The following is an 18,443-nucleotide window of genomic DNA, read 5'->3' as shown; positions in this document are numbered from 1 at the left end:
GTAATAATTACGATTAATGAGCGGAGGATTTTAGATCATGAAAAGAATGACGATGACGGCGCTGCTGCTTGCGCTGGCCGTTTCCGTAATACTTGCAGGCTGCGGCCGCTCGAACGAAATGAACATTGTAGAAGGCAAAATCAATGTCGTGACCACCTTCTATCCGATTTACGATTTTGCGCGGCAAATCGGGGGAGAGCACGCTCACGTGATGAATTTGATTCCGGCGGGCGTCGAGCCGCATGAATGGAGCCCGAACAGCCAGGAACTGCTGGTGACTTCCAAGGCGCAGCTCTTTATGTACAACGGCGCCGGCTTTGAAGGGTGGGTGCCTACGTTTCTGCAAGGATTGGATCCAAACTCGAACTTGAAGACGGTGGAAGTCAGCAGCGGAATCGAACTGCTGTATACGGCGGAAGACGACGGGCATAACCACGGGCATGAGCACGGCCCAGAGGGAACCGGGGAAGCGCATGAGCATGAAGACGAGCAACATGCCCATGGCGAAGATGGGGATCATAAAGATGAGGGCAGCGGGCACGATCACGAAGATTTGCATGTCGATCCGCATACTTGGGTAAGCCCGAAATCGGCGCTCAAGATGGCGGACAATATTTACCGCAGCTACGTCGAGGCCGACCCGGAGCATCAAGCGGATTACGAAGCGAATTACGAAGCGTTGGCGCAGCGGTTGCGGCAATTGGACGATGAATTCGGATCCTCCCTTGCTTCCGCCGCCCGGAAGGAGATCGTCGTATCGCATCAAGCGTTCGGATATTTATGCCGGGATTACGGACTGACGCAGAAAGCGATTATGGGTTTGTCGCCGGAAGCGGAGCCGCGCAGCCAGGATTTGCTGAACTTGATCGCCTTCGTGAAAGAGAACGATGTACGTTATATTTTCTTCGAGGAGCTCGTATCCGATCAGTTGGCCCGTACGCTGGCCAATGAGACGAATGTGGAGACTTTGGTGCTGAATCCGTTGGAAGGCCTGACGAAAGAGCAAGCGAACGCCGGGGAAGATTACGTATCGGTCATGGAGCAAAATTTGCAAAATTTAATGAAGGCATTACAATAAAAAATACGATAAACGCTCAAGAAGGAGAATGTGGGGATGACGATTCGGACGGCGCAAACGGATGGAACGGCGGCTTGCCACGATCCTGTCATTACATTGGAACAAGTGAATTTCTCATACCAACATCAAATCGTCATTCAAAATTTGGATTTCGTTGTCAAGCAGCGCGATTTTGTCGGTTTGGTCGGGGCGAACGGCGCCGGCAAAACGACGTTGATGCGGATGATTGTCGGGCTCCTGACTCCAAGCGCCGGACGGATCGACTTGTTCGGCAGCCCGATCGCGCAATTCCGCGATTGGGAACGAATTGGCTATGTCCCGCAAAAAAATTCGTTCAATCCGCTCTTTCCGGCTACGGTGAAGGAAGTCGTCATGTCGGGAATGTACAACAAACGAAAGATGTTTCGGCGGATTGGGAGAGAGGATCTGCGCAAGGCGGAAGATGCGATGCAGGTCATGCGGATTGAGGATTTGGCCGGCAAGAGGATCGGGCAATTGTCCGGGGGGCAGCAACAGCGCGTTTTTTTGGCCCGGGCGCTCATTAACAAACCCGACCTTTTACTTCTCGACGAACCGACCGTAGGAATCGACGTGGAAACGCAGCATAATTTTTTTCAATTAATCCGCCATATGCACCAGCATCATCGAATGACGATCGTTATGGTTACGCATGATATCGAGATGGTTGAGGAATATATCGGCGAAGAACCGCTGCTGCAAAGCGGCAAATTAAAATTTTACGTCAAGCATTCCCATGAGGTGGAAAATTGCGAACAGACGGATTTGCGGCACAGTTTTGTATAATGGAGTCGCTGAGGAGTAAAAGGGGAGACGTTCGGACATGTTGATGGATATATTGGCCAGCGGCTTTTTTCAACGCGCGCTTGCCGGAGGAATTTTGATAGCGCTGATGGCGCCTTTGATGGGAACGTTTCTCGTACTGAGACGATTGTCGATGATCGGCGATACGCTTGCGCATGTGACGATCGCGGGCGTGGCGCTCGGTTTTCTCATCGGGGTATATCCGCTGGCGGTCGGGCTGCTATTTGCGCTCGCCGCGTCGTTTGCGATCGAAAGATTGCGCAAAGCGTACAAAACCTATGCGGAGTTGTCGATCGCCATCATAATGTCGGGGGGAGTGGCGCTCGCCTCCTTGTTGTTTACGCTCGGCATGAGCTATAACTTGAACGTTTCAAGTTATTTATTCGGCAGCATCTATACGCTTACGAACACCGATCTTTACGTTGTGGGCGGCATATCGGCGGTTGTCCTGCTCGTCGTTGCTTTGTTATGGAAGGAACTGTTCCTGATGTCGTTCGACGAGGATGCCGCAGCCGTGAACGGGCTGCCGGTACGGTATTTGAATGTGTTGATTACGGTGTTGACCGCGCTCGTGGTGAGCGCTTCGATCAAAATTGTGGGAGCGCTGCTTATTTCCGCGCTGTTGACGATTCCTGTCGCATGCAGCTTGCTTATTGCGCGCGGGTTCAAGCAATCCGTCTTCTTCGCGGCGCTCATCGCCGAAATCGCGGCGATCGCCGGACTGCTCATTGCCGGCGTATGGAGCCTCGCGCCTGGCGGGACAATCGTGTTGTTGCTTATCGCGATTTTGATTGTTACACTTATAGTAAAACGAGGTATGAAAATATAACCAGTAGAGGTTGCATCAAATAGACTCTCGTTTTGCATAAAGGTGGGAAACATTCTTGTCTAACGTAAATATATGGATCGCTTTTTGGGCGGGACTCGCTTCTTTCATCTCGCCATGCTGCTTGCCGTTATATCCTTCTTATTTATCCTTTATTACGGGCATGTCCGTCAATACGCTCAAAACGGAGCAAAATAAGAGAGAGGTGCGGTTCCGCACGCTATCCCATACATTCTTTTTTATATTAGGTTTTTCCGTCGTGTTCTATACGTTAAGCTACGGCGCAAGCCTCATCGGCGATGTGTTCGTACAATACAAAAGCTTGATCCGCCAACTTGCCGCCGTCTTAATTATCGCGATGGGTCTTTTCTTGACCGGTTTGTTCCAGCCTCAATTTTTGATGAGGGAACGCAAGCTGAACCTGAAATTCAAACCGGCCGGTTACATAGGCTCTTTTGTATTCGGCATCGGCTTCTCCGCGGGTTGGTCCCCATGCATCGGCCCGATCTTAACGGCCATTATCGGACTGGCCGCAACGGAACCGACCGCATGGTTTAACTTGACGACGGCGTATTCGCTCGGTTTTGCGCTGCCGTTCTTTATTTTCGCTTTTTTCATCGGTTCGACCAAATGGATTTTGAAATATTCGAACATGCTGATGAAAATCGGCGGCGTTTTAATGATTATTATGGGAATTTTGCTATTTACGGATCAAATGACCAAAATTACGATTTGGCTGCAATCCATTACGCCGGAATGGCTCAAGTTTTAATTACGTGAAATAATCGATGGCTGCCGCCGGAAAATGCTCGAAAATCCGCTCTGCGAGAAACATCCGCAGGGCGTTTGCTTTTTCGTCCGGATAGACGTATTTGCCCTGCCCCCAGCGCCCCCATTTATATTTGCGTTTGGCGATGTCCATCTCGAGCTTGCTCTTCGGATAACGCTGTTCGATGACGTTTTTGGCCGTTTTTGTAAACCGATGCTGAATGAGCTCAAACGTCAAGTCTTGGGCCGCCTCCGGCGGCAATATTTCCCCGAGCCGCTGCAACAGTTCTCCGTAGCCTTGTTCCCATCCGTCAAACCAAATAATGGGGGCGATAATAAACCCTAACGGGTAGCCTGCTTTGGCAATTTTCCCCGCCGCTTCGATTCGTTCCATAAAGCGCGACGTACCGGGCTCGAAATTCCGGATGACATAGTCCGCGTTCACGCTGAAGCGGATGCGCGTATGCCCGCGATGGGGCAAGCCCAGCAACGAGTCGACATGATGGTATTTGGTCACGAAGCGCAAACGGCCGTACTCTTCCTTACCCATAAATTCGATCAATTCGGCAAGCGATCCGGTAATATGCTCCAACCCGACAGGGTCCGACGTGCATGCCGCTTCGAATCTGGTTATTTCCGGCGCGCGTTCGTCGATATAACGTTTTGCCGCCGCCATAATCTCGTCCGTGTTGACATACACCCGAACGTACGGTTTCGCGCCCAGCGTCGTTTGCAAATAACAATAATGGCAATGTCCCATGCATCCGGTTGCGATCGGAATCGCGTATTCGGCCGAAGGCTTGGATTGATCGAACTTCAACGTTTTCCGCAGGCCGACGACGAGCGTTTTTTTGGCGATTCTATATTTCTCCAGGTCGGATTCGCCGGGCAAATTCGTGATGCGGTTATGCGATGTCGTCATTTGGTACGGAATTCCTTGCGCTTTGACCCATTGCATAATTTTTTCGCCTTTTGGATATTGCAATGCGTTCGGTTCGAAATAGACCAATTCGGGCACGAATAATTTCGTCCGTTTTCCGGCGATAGGATTTGCAGATGCCGCAGTATTCAACGAAAACCCTCCTTCAAGAGGTTTTGACATGCCCTTCCCGCCGGGGCAGTCAATCTTTAGTTTTCCTTGCGATGCGTGGATCGAAACATGCAAATGAAGGCTTTTCCGACTCGATTTGCTCGGCAAGGCTTGCTTTTCTTATGTAAATCCATGTATCATTAAAAGTGGTTTCAATTCGAAGTTTATATGTGAAATGAGGGAATCGCATGCCAACGCCGAGCATGGAAGATTATTTGGAACGAATTTATAAATTGATCGATGAAAAAGGGTATGCCCGGGTTTCGGATATCGCGGAAGGATTGGAAGTTCATCCCTCGTCCGTAACGAAAATGATACAAAAGCTCGATAAAGACAATTATCTCATCTACGAGAAATATCGCGGCCTTGTTTTGACGAATAAAGGAAAGAAAATGGGGAAACGCTTGATGGAGCGCCACACATTGTTGGAAGATTTCCTCGAGATAATCGGCGTGCAGGAGGAAAATATCTACAAAGATGTGGAAGGAATCGAACATCATCTAAGTTGGGACTCCATTACTTGCATCGAATCGTTGGTCGAATACTTTCGGCGGGAGCCTGAGAGGCTGCAGCAGCTGAAGGAAATACATAACGAATTGGAAAACGACGCGTAACAATGCCTGTTTCTACGAAACGGGCATTTCTTATTTTTTGCGGTGCGGGAAACTTTTGCCTTGTTCATTGCGTCAATACTATTGAGGTTTCGCAGGCGGCCGCATTGCCAGGCTAGCGAGGGCAGGGCATTGTTATGCCCGGCAAGCGAAAAGAATCTAGCAATATTCCGAATTTGCCGGTGCGAGAGTTGCTGCGGAGTCGTACAATACGTTTTAGGAGAGTGAGCCGGATTGAAGTTTACTAGAGTTGCGATATGGTTCATCGCATTGGTTTTGACTTTGCAGACGACAGCCGTATTTGCGGCAAAAGCCGAAGCGGCTGGCGCCAAGGAGATCGAATTATACTTAAACGGATCGCGCATACATACCGATACGGCTCCCTATATCGTGCCGAAAGCGGGCAAAGTGATGGTGCCGCTCCGAGTGATCGGCGAGTCGCTAGGAGCATTCGTCGATTGGAACGAACGATCGGGCACGGTTTCGATTAGCGGTCAGGATACGGCCATTTCTTTGGCCAAAGGGAAGAAGACCGCAACCGTAAACGGAGAGCCGGTCGAACTGGAAGCTTCGGCCGAAATGAGAAACGGGCGCACGATGGTGCCGCTTCGTTTCGTAGGCGAAAGTTTGGGGATGACCGTCAATTGGGATGAAGCCGCACGAGCCGTCCGGCTATTCGCCGCTTCCGCTCCGTCTGAACCGTCCGTCCCGTCTCCGTCTGTCCCGACACCGTCGAAACCGGACAAACCGGCGGGGGACGAATTTCGGGCCGCATGGGTATCTACCGTTTACAATATTGACTGGCCTACGAAAGCGGGACTATCCGCGGAGCAGCAGCAAAGCGAATTTACGAAGCTGCTTGACGATTTGCAAGATATGGGGATGAATGCGGCGATCGTGCAAGTCCGCCCGACGTCGGACGCATTCTATCCGTCGCAATATGTGCCATGGTCCAAATATTTGACCGGCGTGCAAGGACAGGATCCGGGATACGATCCGCTCGCTTTCATGATTGAAGAGACGCATAAGCGGAACATGGAGTTTCATGCCTGGTTCAATCCTTTCCGGATCAGCGTAGACGATAAAATGGAGAACTTGGCGGCCGAGCATCCGGCGCGGCAGCATCCCGAATGGGTCGTTCGCCATCAAGGGAAGTTGATGTACGATCCGGGCATTCCGGCGGCGCGCGACTTCATCGTCGACAGCATCATGGAAGTGGTGCGGAATTACGATATCGACGGCGTGCATCTGGACGATTATTTTTATCCATATGGCGAAGACAAAGAGCCGTTTCAAGACGATGCGGCCTATGCGGAGTACAATAACGGACAATTCGCGGACAAAGGCGATTGGCGGCGGCATAATGTCGATTTGTTCGTCGAGCAATTAAGCAAAAAAATCGCTGCGGTAAAAAGCGGCATCGAATTCGGCATTAGTCCGTTCGGCGTATGGCGCAATCAAAAGATGGACCCGACCGGTTCCAATACGGCGGCGGGCTTGAGCAGCTACGACAACTTATATGCCGATGTGCGCAACTGGATTCGCAGCGGCTGGATCGATTATGTCGCTCCGCAAATTTACTGGAGTCTTGAACATAAAACGGCCCCTTACGCCACGCTCGTCGATTGGTGGGCGAACGAAACGAAGGGAACCGGGGTGAAGCTTTACATCGGTCATGCGCCATACAAGCTCGGGACGAGCGAAGCGGGATGGTCCAGCGCCGCGGGACTTCTATCGCAACTCGATTACAATCGCCAAATTGGCGGTGTGAGCGGCAGCATCTTCTTCAGCGCCAAAGATTTGCGCAAAAATACGCTCGGCATCGCCGACAGGCTGAAAACGTATTATCGGCAATAACATAGTGACAACCCTCCGCCGCATACATTTCCAGTAGAGGAATGACTGCGAAAAGGGTGATGTGCGAATGCGGGTCAATGCCGTATTTGAAGGCGGAGGTGTCAAAGGAATCGCGCTGGCGGGAGCGGTGCGGGCGGCGGAACAACACGGCGTCCGATTTGAACGGGTGGCCGGCACTTCGTCGGGTTCGATCGTCGCGGCATTGATTGCGGCCGGATTTACAGCGTCGGAAATGAAGAAGATCATCATCGAAACGCCGTTTTCCACATTGCTTACGAGAGCGCCTATATTTAACGTCAAAGTAATCGGCCCCGTCGCCAGGGTGCTATGGAAGAAAGGGCTTTATTCCGGCGAGGCGTTGGAGTATTGGATCCGAAACATTTTGTTGCGGAAAAAGGTGCGTACGTTCGGCGATTTGGCAAAAAACCAACTTCGCATCATCGCTTCGGACATTACGAACGGCAAGCTGCTCGTACTTCCGGACGATATATCCCAATACGGCATCGATCCCGCTCAATTCGAAGTGGCCAAGGCGATTCGCATGAGCACGAGCATTCCTTATTTCTTCGATCCGGTCATGATTCGCGAAGCGCATTCCGTCGGCGGGCGCAAAAAATTCAAAACCCAATTCGCCTATATCGTCGACGGCGGCTTGCTCAGCAACTTCCCGCTTTGGTTGTTCGACCGGGAATGCAAGCCAGGGCAAACGCCGATCGTACCGACGATCGGTTTTCAACTGGTAGGGAAAACGGAAAGTCAGCCGCATCGGATTAACGGGCCGTTCTCCATGTTCGAAGCGATGTTCGAGACGATGATGTCGGCGCATGACGAACGGTATATCGAGCAGCATAACCGTTACCGTACGATTAAAGTCCCGACGCTCGGCATCGGGACGGTTCAATTCGACATTAGTACGGAGGAAAGCTTGAAATTGTACGATGCGGGGTTAGCGGCGGGCACTCATTTTTTTGAAGGCTGGACCGTGAAGGATTACGAAGTGCATTTTAAGAAATACGTAACGGCGTTGAAAGTATAACCCGAAACAAAAGCAGCCCGCTCTTGAAGAGGAGGGGCTGCTTTCTTTTGCTTTAATGATACTTGGGATAATCGTCGTCGTCCGGACCTTTCTTCGAGCCATCGATTACCCGGAACGGAGCGCGTTTGCGCTTCGGCTTCTCCGGACGAACGCGGTTCGCCTCCACCCGGCGGTAACCGCCGCGGGCTCCGGGCCGCATAGAACGAAACCGTTGCGGCGGAAACTTATACAAGACGAAGACGACTCCAATGACGAGCAAAGGAATGATAAATTGGCCGGGCTGCTCCAGTATGCTTACAACCAAACCGATTAGCGCAAATGCGATAAAAATGTAGGCCGTAATCCGGTACCGGTTCACCATCACGCTCTCATCCTTTCGCTAAAAAATTATTGATTGGCAAATTGACGATCCAACTCTCTCATTCGGTTGAACGAAGCGATCGAAACTTCCACCTGATCGTCCGTCGGTTGCTTGGTCGTTAGTTTTTGCAGCCACAAGCCGGGATAACCGAGGTAACGAAGCACCGGCACGTCGCGCAAGGAATTTGTGAAACGGAGCGCCTCGTACGAAACGCCGAGTACGACAGGCAGGAGCAGCAATCTTTGAATAACGCGTTCCCATAAGTTGTCCCAAGGCACAAACGAATAGATGATGACGCCGATAATAACCGATAAGACGATAAAACTGCTTCCGCACCGGTAATGCAGCGTATTGAATTTTTGGACGTTCTTTACCGTCAGTTCCAAGCCGGCTTCGTAAGCGCTGATGACTTTATGCTCCGCGCCGTGGTATTGGAACAATCTTTTGATCGGCGGGGCTTGCGAAATGACCCACAAATAAACTAACAGAAATGCGATCTTAATGATGCCTTCGATCAGGTTGTGTAATATTTTATTCTCGAATGCTTGGCCAAAGATCAACTGCTCGACAAAAACAGGAACTAAAGTGAAAACCAATTTGCCCACGAGGAAGGAGAGAATGCCGACGACGGCGACGCCGAGAATCATCGTCAGGTTAAAGCCGGAGCTTTCCTTTTCCTTCTGCTTGGCGGCTTCCTCGGGGCCTACTTCGTCCTCCGCGTACGCTTCCGCCGAGAAGTTCAAATGCTGGGACCCTTTGGCGCTCGAGTCGATTAATCCGACGATTCCGCGGATAAAAGGTATTCTCTTTAACTGTTTCACCCACGGTTTTTCTTTTTTCGGAACTTCGAAAAACGCGATTTCGTTATTTTTCCGCCTTACGGCCGTTACATTCACGTATTGCCCCCCGAACATAACCCCTTCCAAGACCGCTTGTCCGCCGTATATTGCGGTTTTTGCTTTATCAGACAATGAGTGTCACCTTCCCCAAGTAAAAATCTTCCCGCTGCGCCTGACTCGTTCGAGGGCGAAGCTACCTTAATTGTAACGAATTTGCGGCAGAAATGCTACTTTGATTACGATAGTGCCAATTGCGCATACTACCGGATAGATCCGTGCGAATCTTGCAGAAGGAGGTTTATACATATGAAAAGACGAAAGAAAGGCAACACGAATATGTTCTGGTTCTCCATTCAACTCGGTTTTTTTGCGGGATTGATTTGGGGGCTCGTTCGGTGGTTTTTTTATTGGTTTCGTTTTACGTCGGTTAGTCCCGGCTTTATGCTCAAACCGTTCTACCGCGCTTCCTTCTGGCAGTCGATTGCCGGCCATGCCGCCGGAACGCTGTTATTTATACTGCTGTCCATTCTCGCAACGCTCATCTATACGCTGTTGTTTCGCAAATTGTTGGGCCCGTGGCCGGGAATCGTGTACGGCATGTTGTGGTGGGCGATATTGTTCGTATTTGCCGGACCCGCCGCCGGCATGGTGAATCGCGTGACGCATTCCAATTGGAATACGATTATATCCGAGTTTTGCGTTTTTGTGCTATGGGGGCTGTTCATCGGCTATACGACGGCGTTCGAATTCAACGACGAGCGGGTGAGAGAACCGCGTGAAGCGCGCAATTGATCTTCCGCCCGGTCGATCCGTGCGACAAAAGCTTCTCAAACCGCGGACATTTATGGTAAAATATCATGTGGTTATTTTACCGTAGGATTACGGATATATCAGTGCGGGTGGTCGATCGTAAATGCTTACAATATTAGTGTTGAACGGACCGAACTTGAATATGCTAGGAATTCGCGAACCAGGCATATACGGATCGGTCGGATTGGATGCGATTGAAGCGGCGCTGCGCGGCAAAGCGGGCGAATTGGGCATGGACCTCGAGTTCTTCCAATCGAATCACGAAGGGGCGCTCATCGACCGGATCCATGAAGCCTATGGCGTTGCGCAAGGCATCTTGTTCAATCCCGGCGCATTCACGCATTACAGTTACGCGTTGCGCGATGCCATCAGCACCGTCTCGATTCCTGTCGTCGAAGTACATTTGTCGAATATTCATCAGAGAGAATCGTTTCGTCATACTTCGGTGATCGCACCCGTCGCTCTCGGTCAAATCGCCGGCTTCGGAGCCGCCGGTTACGAACTGGGACTGATTGCGCTGCATCGCCATTTGAATGCGCAAATGAAAGAAGGTTGATCGTATTGAATAACAAACGGGTGGAACAACTCCGCCAAGCGATGGAAGCGCGGCAATTGGAAGCACTGTTTATTACGAACGGCGTAAACCGTCAATATGTGAGCGGTTTTACCGGGTCGTCCGGTTATGTTGTGATTACGATGGATAAGGCGTATTTGTTGACCGACTTTCGTTATATGACGCAAGCTGCGCAACAAGCTCCGGATTTTGAAGTGATCGAGCATCGCCCGCAAGTGATGGAGACGGTTCGGGATTTGCTCGCGGCGGTTGGAGTGAAGCGTACCGGATTCGAGCAGGATTATGTTGCGTTCAGTACATACAAGACGTACGAGGCGCAAGCAGGGACGATTCGATTGGTTCCCATGTCCGGCCTTGTCGAAGAACTGCGCATGGTGAAAGACGAGCGGGAATTGGCTTTGATTCAGGAAGCCGCCGATTTGGCGGATGCGACGTTTTCCCATATTTTGACGATGTTGAAGCCGGGAATAACGGAGAAGGAAATCGCGCTGGAGATGGAGTTTTTCATGCGGAGAAAAGGCGCGACCTCGACTTCGTTCGAAACGATCGTCGCTTCCGGCGAACGTTCGGCGCTGCCGCATGGCGTTGCGAGCGACCGCGTGTTGCGGAAGGACGAGTTCGTCAAATTCGATTTCGGCGCATATATGAACAGTTATGTCTCCGATTTGACGCGCACGGTCGTGCTTGGCAAACCGACGGACAAACATCGCGAAATATACGATATCGTATTGGAAGCGCAACTGCATGCGCTTGCGAACATCCGTCCGGGGATGACCGGCAGCGAAGCGGATGCCTTGGCGAGAGATATGATCGAGCGCCACGGTTACGGCGATAGCTTCGGCCACAGCACCGGCCACGGCATCGGCATGGAAATTCACGAGGCTCCGCGCCTCTCGAAGCTGAGCGACACGATTTTAAAGCCCGGCATGGTCGTTACCGTTGAACCCGGCATCTATATTCCGGGATTCGGCGGCGTACGGATCGAGGATGACATCGTCATTACTCAGGACGGGATTAAAATATTGACTCATTCCACGAAAGAATTTATAACGATTGACGCGTAAATGCTTCGGACGAATGAATTCACAACATGAGTTTCATGAAGGAAGAAAAGTTGGCGATCGCATTCGACGCGTCGCTTCACAAACATTTTTAGGAGGAATTTTCGTGATTTCAGTAAACGACTTTAAAACAGGATTAACCGTCGAAGTGGACGGGGATATTTTTACGGTTCTTGATTTCCAACACGTGAAGCCGGGGAAGGGAGCGGCATTCGTTCGTTCGAAGCTGAAAAACTTGCGCAACGGCAATACGGTGGAGCGTACGTTCCGCGCGGGCGAAACGATCGGCAAGGCGCAAATCGACAACCGCGAAGTGCAATATTTATACGCATCAGGCGACGAGCATGTATTTATGGATAACGAGTCATATGACCAATTCAGCTTGAGCGGCAAGCAGTTGGAGTGGGAATTGAATTTCCTGAAGGACAATATGAATGTTCATATCGTCAGCTATCAAGGCGAAATTCTCGGTATCAACCTGCCGAACAGCGTCGAATTGAAAGTGGTGGAAACCGAGCCGGGCATTAAAGGAAACACGGCTACCGGCGCAACGAAAAACGCGAAAGTAGAGACAGGATTAAACGTCCAAGTTCCTTTGTTTATTAACGAAGGGGACACACTGCTAATCGACACGCGCGAAGGGAAATACATTTCCCGGGCTTAATCGTCATCGGCGGTTATTGTTTTCTATAGCGGAAAGCCTCTCTTGCACGATATTCGTGACAGGGAGGCTTTTTTTGGCGGTTAGCGGCCGCGGGAGACGGTGTCCGCAGCAAGCGAGGCGGCCGGAAGATCCCTGATTTGCATCAGATAGGCGCCACTAGCCAATCTGCGGACTCAGAATCCATTATTTGTTACAAAGCAGGCGATAACAGCCAGCCCAACAGCAACTGCGGTTCGCTCTTTACCCCATAACTACTGGCGTTGCATCGAAAAAGGGTGCGGATTCGAGTTCATCCTCCATCAAAGCGAGAAAAAAGATGCATAGCAGCGCTTTGCTGAGCAACCGATCAAAACGGGTTAGAAGATGCAAAAATGACGGGGGAACTCGCCTATTGGGCAACACACGTTATGAAATCTATGATATAATAAAACATTATGCAACCGTAAATAGAGTGGGAGTGAGACACCTTTGGCATTGTACGTTATGAAATTTGGGGGCAGCTCCGTAGGGGATACGGAGCGGATGAAACATGTCGCCAAACGGATCGTAGAGAAAAAAGAGCAAGGCAACCAATGCGTTGTCGTCGTTTCGGCGATGGGCGATACAACCGACGATTTGATCGATCAATCGAAAGCATTGAATCCGAATCCGCCTGCAAGGGAAATGGACATGCTGCTCACGACGGGGGAGCAAATCTCCGTTGCGCTCCTGTCGATGGCCATTCATCAGCTCGGGCATGAAGCGCAGTCTTTCACCGGCTGGCAGGCAGGGTTTCGCACGGACGGAACGCACGGCAAGGCGCGTATCGTCGATATTGTTCCGGAGCGGGTCCACGCCGCGTTGGATAACGGGAAAATCGTCGTTGTGGCCGGATTTCAGGCGATGACCATGGACGGGGAAATTACGACGCTCGGCCGCGGCGGCTCGGATACGACCGCTGTTGCGCTTGCTGCGGCGATACGCGCGGACGTTTGCGAGATTTATACCGATGTGGACGGGATCTATTCTACCGATCCGCGAATTGTGAAATGCGCGCGCAAACTGGACGAAATTTCGTATGACGAAATGCTGGAGCTTGCCAATCTGGGCGCTGCGGTGCTTCATCCGCGCGCCGTAGAATACGCGAAACATCAAAAGGTACGCTTGGTTGTCAGATCCAGCTTTACGAATAATGAAGGAACGGTTGTCAAGGAGGAAACGAAGATGGAGCAAGGTGTAGTAGTCAGCGGCATCGCTTACGATAAAAATGTAGCGCGCATCAGCATTATGGAAGTGCCGGACGTTCCGGGGGTATTGGCGAAAGTGTTCGGGGCGTTGGCGGAAGCGAAAATCGATGTCGATATTATCGTGCAGAGCGGCGTACAAAACGGCAAAGCGGATTTCTCTTTTACGGTGGCGTTATCCGATCGGGAACGCGCGCTGCAAGTGATCGAACAGTTGCGCGAAGAATTGCCGTACCGCGAGGCGACTTCGGAAGACGGGCTGGTTAAAGTATCGATCGTTGGCGCCGGTATGGTTAGCACTCCGGGCGTAGCCGCGAAAATGTTCGATGTCATCTCCGGACTCGGCATTAGCATTAAAATGGTGAGCACGTCGGAAATTAAAATGTCTTGCGTCATCGACGGCGAGAAGCTCCAAGACGTAATACGCGCCTTGCATACGGCGTACGGATTGGATACGGCCGATCAAGTGTTTGTCGGCGGCCCGCAAGAACGCAGATAGTTATTGGAAAACATCAATGAAACCTGAGGCGAAGCAGCCCTCAGGTTTTTCAATTCATAGATATAAGCGGTATTCTTCTCAGATTCGGTCGAATATCATTTGCACGACCTTCATCAGCAGCGCGGTCAGGCCTGCGGCCATGAGCGGACCGACGGGGATGCCGCGCAGGAAAATAACGCCCAAGATGGAGCCAATAACAAGACCCACAATAATCTGTGGGTCTACCTTCAGCAGTTCGAGGCCGCGGCTGTTCATATAAGTTGCGAAGGCTCCGCCCAGCAAAGCGATAATGCCGGGCCAGGTCGTCAGCGCGGACCAAATATCCTTGAGCGAAACGCGGCCGGACGCGAACGGAACAAGGACGCCAAGCGTTAGAAATAGCAGCCCGAGCTCCAAACCGCGCCGTTCGATTGTCGGCAAAAATCGATCCAAATGCACGAGCTTGACGACTAACAGTATGCAAGCTGCCGTCGTTATTATAGGGGAGCGGCCGACCAGGCCGACAATAATAAGAATGACCATGACAATTTCGCCGTTCATCGTAACGCCCCTGTCCAAGTTAGTCTCTATATTAAATGTATGAACAAGCAGTCGTTTTAGAACGGGAGGCGTCGATGTTTTACTCGAACAGGAAAGGCTTCATGGACTGATGATCGGTTAAAATCGGTACGAGCGGTACGGTATCGACCCCTGCGCAATATTCCACGTCTTTGCCGAAACCAAGCTTCGAGAGCCTTCTTCCGCCTGCGCAATCGTACAGCGTTTGCGTCAGCCGGTCCGCGGAATGCAGATAGGCGCTGCGCATGGCAAGGCCCAGATCGTTAATTTGGATCGAGCTTGGATGATCGGAATGCTGCAGCAACCGGTCGACCAACAAGCCTGCGCATAATCCGTCTTCCAGCGCAAACTCGTCCTGCGTTCCCGAGCAGAGCAGAATGATATCCTTTTTCAAATGCAGGGCTGCTCTAGCGCATGCCGTCGCGTTAATGAACGCTCCCGCCAATATATAAGCGGCTTTCAGCGATTTTTGAATCGCGCGCGTTCCGTTCGTCGTCGTGAAGATGACCTTTCTGTCCGTCATTTCTTCGGTCATATACTCGTAAGGCGAATTGCCGGCATCGAATCCGGCGATTTTTTTGCAAAACCGTTCCCCACCCAACCAATCTCCGGGTTGCTGCACGTTTTGGGCTTGGCATACGGTCTCAACGGGAATGACTTCGCTGCATCCGTGCGCCAATGCGGTAACGATCGTACTCGTCGCACGCAAAGCGTCAATCACAATTGCTGTTTTGTGGATAAATAGTTCGGATCTGGCCTCGTTGACGCTAGCAATTACATCTACGTGCATTTTCTCAACTCCTAAATTTTGTACTCGCTTCGGAAGCATACCTCTTAAATTACATAATCGTATACTTGAAGTTTAGTCACAAACGTGTCGGAGCGCAACCCCCTGCGCAGCGCTTCCAGCGTCATGACATCCTGCGGGGCGATGTTGCCCAAGTTTACGTTCGCACCTAGTTCCTTCAGCATAAACAACTGCTGCGATTTGAGCGGCGCCTCCCACATAATCCAATCCATTTGCGGAATTTGGCTGACGATATTGCGAAACGATTCCTGCACGCATTCGCCTTGCTTATCGTAGATGCCGACATCGAGCCCGGATTCGCGGCCTTCGATCGTAAGGAATTCAGCCCCATGCTCGCGATCTTCGAATACCGTTTCGATCAACTCCTCCATATCGATGCCGGAACCCGACAATTTTTTGCCGAATTCGGAAAAAACGGCAAAACCTTCTTCCCGCCCTCTGACGATCAATTCGCTTCGCTTGCGCCGGGTTAAGGAAATGCTGCCGTCGGACACTTCGACGCCCGTAAACCCTAATTGTTTAATCATATGAAAAAATGACGGGACGATGTCTTGCTGTACGGCAATCTCCAAAAACGTTCCACCCGGGATGAAACATATGTTATACGTTTTGGCCATCTCCGCTTTTTGCCGCAACACCTCCGTCGGATAAAGCGGGGACGTGCCGAAGCCCAGTTTCACGATATCGATATATTCTCCAACTGTTTGCAGCAAATCTTCGAAAGCATGTAATCCGAGTCCTTTGTCGATAATCATCGTTTTGCCTGTCTGGCGCGGTTTGCTTGTTCTTTCTCCGGACGGATCAAGCAAGAGCGGATGCCAATTCGGACACGCGTTACCTTCCATAAGACGATTCTCCTCACTATGATGGTTTGAACATGTGAACGTTCCACTGGGAGTAATATATGCAATCGCATTTAGTCATGTGCCTACGGGAGGCGTCCCGCTTATTCGACTTTTCGATTCCTAAAATGAGACGAGCCTGCATACAGTTGTACAAAGCATGGTGAATGGGAAAGGAGCGAAGCAAGTGATCGATAAAATTGTGCTCAGTATGGCGTCGATTCGCATTTTGTCAGGTTCGATCGAAGTGTTGGCGGCCTTGCTGATGCTGCGTTTGAATCAGCCCGAGAAAGCGCTGGCTGTCAATACCGCGCTCGCGTTGGTAGGGCCGATCGTGCTGATTACGACGACGTCTATCGGAGTGATCGGCATCGCCGACAAGCTGTCCTGGGGCAAAATCGGTTGGATCGTCTGCGGGGTAGGCTGTATATTAATCGGAATTCTTAAAAAATAGTTCAGAGAGTCATAAAAAGATAGTCCAGGCATACATATGTGGTAAACGATAGGACAACTAGGGGGTGCGAAGGATGAACAGAGCGGCGTGGTTATCCGTTATTCCGTCCGCGCTCCAGGACATGTTGCTGAAGCTGCCGCCGCATGTTGCCGATCGCCTCGAAGAGATCCGTGTTCGCGAGGGGCGGGCGCTCGAAGTCAATTTCGCCGGAGAACATTCCTTCTTAACGTTGCGGGGCGAATTGACGAACCGGCCGGATGAAGCCTATCGTCCGACGCGCGAAGACGGGAAAAGGCTGCTTGACATGATCACGAACCATTCGCTCTATTCGATGGAGGAGGAACTGCGCAAAGGATTCATTACGATTCCAGGCGGCCACCGAATCGGACTTGCCGGCCGTACGGTGCTGCATCGGGGGGAAGTCGAGCATATTCGCGAGGTGACGAGTTTCAATATTCGGATCGCGCGGGAAATGAGAGGCGTCGGCCAGGAAGTGCTGCCGCATTTGCTAGATTTCCGGCAACAGAGCGTGCTGCATACGCTCATCTTGTCTCCGCCGCAGCATGGGAAGACGACGCTCATTCGCGACCTGGCCCGATTAATTAGCTATGGCGAATGGAATCATGCCGATGCGAAATGGAAAGGTCTCAAAGTCGGGATCGTCGATGAGCGTTCGGAAATCGCCGGTTGTTTGCGAGGCGTTCCCAGCTTCGACGTCGGCCCGCGAACCGATGTGCTGGACGGATGCCCGAAGGCCGAAGGAATGATGATGCTGATCCGGTCGATGTCGCCGGACGTTCTCATTGTGGACGAAGTCGGCCGCCCGGAAGACGCCGAAGCGATACGCGAAGCGCTTCATGCAGGCATTCGGGTTATTGCGACTGCCCATGGCAGCGGATTGGAGGAGATTTCACGACGGCCGATTTTGGCCAGGCTGAGCGAGGAGGAGCTGTTCCAGAGCTATGTCGTGCTGAACCGAACGAAGCAAGGGACGGTCAGGAATATTTACGATGCGAAGAAACGGCAGCTCTTGACGCCCGCTTTTGCAAGGAAAGGCGGGGGGCTATGACGCTGAAACTGATCGGTGCGGCGCTCGTCATCTTGTCCTGTTCGTTATTCGGTTTCTATCAGGCCGCGCAATTCGCCAACAGGCCGAAGCAAGTCAGACAGCTTGTCGCGGCGCTGCAGCGGTTGGAGACCGAAATATGGTACGGCCATGCTCCGCTTCCCGACGCGCTTCGCAAAATCGGGGAACAAATCCCCGAACCGCTCAAGCTTATTTTTACGACGGCGGCGCAGCGATTAACGGACGCCAAAGGGCTGTCGACGCAGGAAAGCTGGCAGCAGGCGATTGAGGAGCACTGGAAGTCGACCGCCATGAAACAAAACGAAAAGAACATTTTGCATCAATTCGGATTCAGTCTAGGAACCAGCGATCGAAACGACCAGATCAAGCACATCCGATTGGCCGTAGGTCAACTGCAGCACGAAGAAACGGCAGCCTTTGACGAGCAAGCCCGTTACGAGAAAATGAGCAGAAGTCTCGGCTTGTTAGCCGGTGCGCTCATCGTCATATTAATGTTTTGAAAAGCGGTTCAGGCACGATACGAAGCTTACGATTTACGTCTAAGCGCAACTATATTGCGAGGCCTGCAGCATGGG

At 51.5% G+C, this 18,443-nt stretch carries 21 protein-coding genes; 15 read left to right on the top strand and 6 right to left on the bottom strand.

What is annotated here, in order from left to right; all coding sequences use genetic code 11:
• Nucleotides 1-37: 37 nt before the first annotated feature.
• From KQI79_RS13585 to KQI79_RS13570, 4 genes are read left to right on the top strand one after another with little or no spacing between them, the layout of a single operon-like run.
• Nucleotides 38-1,078, top strand: coding sequence for a metal ABC transporter substrate-binding protein (locus KQI79_RS13585; protein ID WP_216538788.1), 1,041 nt, complete (start codon nucleotides 38-40; stop codon nucleotides 1,076-1,078).
• 36 nt (nucleotides 1,079-1,114) lie between these two features.
• The gene (locus KQI79_RS13580) at nucleotides 1,115-1,882 is read left to right on the top strand and encodes a metal ABC transporter ATP-binding protein (RefSeq protein WP_216538787.1); all 768 of its coding nucleotides are present in this window, start codon (nucleotides 1,115-1,117) and stop codon (nucleotides 1,880-1,882) included.
• 43 nt (nucleotides 1,883-1,925) lie between these two features.
• The gene (locus KQI79_RS13575; RefSeq protein ID WP_216538813.1) at nucleotides 1,926-2,729 is read left to right on the top strand and encodes a metal ABC transporter permease; all 804 of its coding nucleotides are present in this window, start codon (nucleotides 1,926-1,928) and stop codon (nucleotides 2,727-2,729) included.
• A 55-nt stretch (nucleotides 2,730-2,784) separates the two neighbouring features.
• Nucleotides 2,785-3,498 carry a cytochrome c biogenesis CcdA family protein gene (locus KQI79_RS13570; protein ID WP_216538786.1) on the top strand — a complete coding sequence of 238 codons (714 nt, stop codon included), beginning with the start codon at nucleotides 2,785-2,787 and terminating at the stop codon, nucleotides 3,496-3,498.
• Here the strand turns inward: KQI79_RS13570 and splB are convergent, their stop codons facing one another.
• Nucleotides 3,499-4,566: a spore photoproduct lyase gene (gene splB / locus KQI79_RS13565; RefSeq protein WP_230191113.1), complete on the bottom strand. Its 1,068-nt coding sequence runs from the start codon at nucleotides 4,564-4,566 to the stop codon at nucleotides 3,499-3,501.
• Between the two features lie 206 nt (nucleotides 4,567-4,772).
• Here splB and mntR point away from each other — a divergent pair, with 206 nt between their 5' ends.
• From mntR to KQI79_RS13550, 3 genes are all read left to right on the top strand, one after another.
• Nucleotides 4,773-5,198 (top strand): transcriptional regulator MntR, encoded by a 426-nt coding sequence (gene mntR / locus KQI79_RS13560; RefSeq protein ID WP_216538784.1) that lies wholly within the window; start codon nucleotides 4,773-4,775, stop codon nucleotides 5,196-5,198.
• Between the two features lie 231 nt (nucleotides 5,199-5,429).
• Entirely contained in the window at nucleotides 5,430-7,052 is a 1,623-nt protein-coding gene (locus tag KQI79_RS13555; protein WP_216538783.1) for a family 10 glycosylhydrolase, read from the top strand.
• Nucleotides 7,053-7,119: 67 nt separating this feature from the next.
• Nucleotides 7,120-8,088, top strand: a complete 969-nt coding sequence (locus KQI79_RS13550) for a patatin-like phospholipase family protein (RefSeq protein ID WP_216538782.1) — start codon at nucleotides 7,120-7,122, stop codon at nucleotides 8,086-8,088.
• Between the two features lie 52 nt (nucleotides 8,089-8,140).
• Here KQI79_RS13550 and KQI79_RS13545 read toward each other — a convergent pair whose 3' ends face one another.
• Nucleotides 8,141-8,449: a hypothetical protein gene (locus KQI79_RS13545; RefSeq protein ID WP_216538781.1), complete on the bottom strand. Its 309-nt coding sequence runs from the start codon at nucleotides 8,447-8,449 to the stop codon at nucleotides 8,141-8,143.
• 26 nt (nucleotides 8,450-8,475) lie between these two features.
• The gene (locus tag KQI79_RS13540) at nucleotides 8,476-9,363 is read right to left on the bottom strand and encodes a DUF1385 domain-containing protein (RefSeq protein ID WP_483311387.1); all 888 of its coding nucleotides are present in this window, start codon (nucleotides 9,361-9,363) and stop codon (nucleotides 8,476-8,478) included.
• 231 nt (nucleotides 9,364-9,594) lie between these two features.
• Between KQI79_RS13540 and KQI79_RS13535 the strand changes: the two genes are divergently transcribed.
• The 5 genes from KQI79_RS13535 to KQI79_RS13515 all read left to right on the top strand — a co-directional run bounded on the left by KQI79_RS13535 (nucleotide 9,595) and on the right by KQI79_RS13515 (nucleotide 14,119).
• A complete protein-coding gene (locus tag KQI79_RS13535) occupies nucleotides 9,595-10,080 on the top strand; it encodes a YqhR family membrane protein (RefSeq protein WP_216538779.1) in 486 nt (161 codons plus the stop codon).
• A 121-nt stretch (nucleotides 10,081-10,201) separates the two neighbouring features.
• The gene (aroQ, locus tag KQI79_RS13530; protein ID WP_216538778.1) at nucleotides 10,202-10,654 is read left to right on the top strand and encodes a type II 3-dehydroquinate dehydratase; all 453 of its coding nucleotides are present in this window, start codon (nucleotides 10,202-10,204) and stop codon (nucleotides 10,652-10,654) included.
• Between the two features lie 5 nt (nucleotides 10,655-10,659).
• Nucleotides 10,660-11,736: a M24 family metallopeptidase gene (locus KQI79_RS13525; RefSeq protein ID WP_216538777.1), complete on the top strand. Its 1,077-nt coding sequence runs from the start codon at nucleotides 10,660-10,662 to the stop codon at nucleotides 11,734-11,736.
• Between the two features lie 103 nt (nucleotides 11,737-11,839).
• The gene (efp, locus tag KQI79_RS13520) at nucleotides 11,840-12,397 is read left to right on the top strand and encodes an elongation factor P (protein WP_216538776.1); all 558 of its coding nucleotides are present in this window, start codon (nucleotides 11,840-11,842) and stop codon (nucleotides 12,395-12,397) included.
• A 468-nt stretch (nucleotides 12,398-12,865) separates the two neighbouring features.
• Nucleotides 12,866-14,119: an aspartate kinase gene (locus KQI79_RS13515; RefSeq protein ID WP_216538775.1), complete on the top strand. Its 1,254-nt coding sequence runs from the start codon at nucleotides 12,866-12,868 to the stop codon at nucleotides 14,117-14,119.
• A 78-nt stretch (nucleotides 14,120-14,197) separates the two neighbouring features.
• On the opposite strand, the gene KQI79_RS13510 is transcribed toward KQI79_RS13515, so the two are convergent.
• From KQI79_RS13510 to comA, 3 genes are all read right to left on the bottom strand, one after another.
• Complete coding sequence (locus KQI79_RS13510; protein ID WP_216538774.1) at nucleotides 14,198-14,659, bottom strand: DUF441 domain-containing protein; 462 nt, start codon at nucleotides 14,657-14,659, stop codon at nucleotides 14,198-14,200.
• 79 nt (nucleotides 14,660-14,738) lie between these two features.
• Nucleotides 14,739-15,467, bottom strand: coding sequence for a 2-phosphosulfolactate phosphatase (locus KQI79_RS13505; RefSeq protein WP_216538773.1), 729 nt, complete (start codon nucleotides 15,465-15,467; stop codon nucleotides 14,739-14,741).
• Between the two features lie 44 nt (nucleotides 15,468-15,511).
• Entirely contained in the window at nucleotides 15,512-16,330 is an 819-nt protein-coding gene (comA, locus tag KQI79_RS13500; protein ID WP_216538772.1) for a phosphosulfolactate synthase, read from the bottom strand.
• A gap of 184 nt (nucleotides 16,331-16,514) precedes the next feature.
• On the opposite strand from comA, the gene KQI79_RS13495 reads away from it, so the two are divergent.
• The 3 genes from KQI79_RS13495 to spoIIIAB all read left to right on the top strand — a co-directional run bounded on the left by KQI79_RS13495 (nucleotide 16,515) and on the right by spoIIIAB (nucleotide 18,368).
• The gene (locus KQI79_RS13495) at nucleotides 16,515-16,781 is read left to right on the top strand and encodes a YqhV family protein (RefSeq protein WP_216538771.1); all 267 of its coding nucleotides are present in this window, start codon (nucleotides 16,515-16,517) and stop codon (nucleotides 16,779-16,781) included.
• 73 nt (nucleotides 16,782-16,854) lie between these two features.
• Complete coding sequence (spoIIIAA, locus tag KQI79_RS13490; RefSeq protein ID WP_216538770.1) at nucleotides 16,855-17,850, top strand: stage III sporulation protein AA; 996 nt, start codon at nucleotides 16,855-16,857, stop codon at nucleotides 17,848-17,850.
• Nucleotides 17,847-18,368 (top strand): stage III sporulation protein SpoIIIAB, encoded by a 522-nt coding sequence (spoIIIAB, locus tag KQI79_RS13485; RefSeq protein WP_216538769.1) that lies wholly within the window; start codon nucleotides 17,847-17,849, stop codon nucleotides 18,366-18,368. The genes spoIIIAA and spoIIIAB overlap by 4 nt, the downstream gene beginning before the upstream one ends.
• Nucleotides 18,369-18,443: the final 75 nt, after the last annotated feature.

It is taken from the genome of Paenibacillus sp. MSJ-34 (assembly GCF_018918005.1).
Classification (GTDB): Bacteria; Bacillota; Bacilli; order Paenibacillales; family Paenibacillaceae; genus MSJ-34.
Note: the sequence above shows the minus strand (reverse complement) of the source record. Positions and strands in the feature narration are given on the sequence as shown.